Annotated in this window: 1 protein-coding gene; it reads right to left on the minus strand. The window is 69.6% G+C overall.

Going from position 1 to position 1454, the window contains the following annotated elements; genetic code table 11:
• Positions 1-1208: IS110 family RNA-guided transposase (locus ABTY04_RS40950; protein ID WP_352218513.1), on the minus strand; the 1208-nt coding region annotated here is incomplete at its 3' end.
• Between the last annotated feature and the right edge of the window lie 246 nt (positions 1209-1454).

Consider the following 1454-nt stretch of genomic DNA (forward strand, 5'->3'; position numbering starts at 1 on the left):
GCGTGGTGGGACCAGGCGGTCGCTTCGTCGTAGCGGGTGCGGGTTTTGAGGCAGCCGTGGAGGATGCCGACGAGTCGGTTGCCGAGTTGGCGGAGGGCCGGGTTGTAGCCGGCCTCGCGGGCGCGTTGCTTGTCGTAGTAGCTGCGGGCGCCGGGTGAGGCCCGCAGGGCGGAGAACGCCTGGGTCTGAAGCGCGTCGGCGAGCCGGTTGTTGCGGACGTAGCGGGCCTGGACGGTGTGGCTCTTGCCGGAGGCCCGGGTGATGGGGCTGGTGCCGGCGTAGTTCTTACGGGCCTTCGCGGAGGCGTATCGGGTGGGATCGTCTCCGAACTCGGCGAGCACCCGGGCGCCGACGATCTCACCGATACCGGGCATCGAGAGGTAGATCTCAGCGTCCGGGTGCGCCAGAAAATGCGCCCTCACCTGCTCTTCCATCACAGCGATCTGCTCGTTCAACGCGATGATCAGACGGGCGTGAGCGGTGGCGGCGGCCGCGTAGGCGGCAGTGACCGGCTCGGGCAGGCCGAGCTGCCGCTCGCGCAGCGCGCTCTGGATGTCGGCCGCTTTCGCGTCCCGGTTATGGCGGCGGTGGCGGGTCAGGACGGCGGCGATCTGGGTGCGGGTCAGCTTCGCCGCCGTGGCCGGGGTGGGTGCCTTGACCAGCAGTTCCAGCGCATCGGTGCTGGTCAGGGCCAGGTCCGCGTAGGCGTGCAGGGCAGCGGGGAAGTACTCGCGCAGTGTGGTGCGCAGCCGCTGGAAGGTGCGGGTCCGTTCCCAGATGAGGGTCTGGTGGGCGCGGGCGACGACCTTGACGGCTTGTCCCCGCTCGCTGTCGCCGGCCACCGGCCGCAGCTGGGCCCGGTCGATGCGGACCATGTCGGCGAGCGCGTGCGCGTCGCCCTTGTCGCTCTTGGCTCCGGAGGAGCCATAGCGTTCCTTGAAGCGGTTGACCTGCCGGGGGTTGATCGCGAAGACCTGGTAGCCGGAGGCGATCAGGGCCTGCACCCACGAGCCGCGGTCGGTCTCGATCCCTACCACCACCTCGCCCGGATCCAGGCCCTCACCGCCGTGGCGGGCGATGAGTTCGTGCAGTTTCGCGATGCCCGCCACCCCTTCGGGCAGGTTCGCGGCGGCCAGCTTCCGGCCGCTCCCGTCCTGGACCTCGACATCGTGGTGGTCCTCGGCCCAGTCATCACCGATCAACAGCAACAGACCCTCCCCAGTCACGTACTTCACCCCAGCGGTGCAGCCCGCGGAAGGCACGGCACGCGGCCTAATGGATCCAGTGCTCACGCCCTGACGGGCGGGCACGCCACCCCATCAGCGGTCTGGCCTCCCGGCCGACCAGCAAGGGCACGGTCTGACCTCAGAGCTCGAAGGCTCCGGCGTCGAAAGTGCTCACCTACCGGCGGCTACGGAACCGAGCATTCCCCGGTTCCGTAGCTCCCATTAGGC

This window comes from Streptomyces sp. NPDC097981 (assembly GCF_040302565.1).
Classification (GTDB): Bacteria; Actinomycetota; Actinomycetes; order Streptomycetales; family Streptomycetaceae; genus Streptomyces.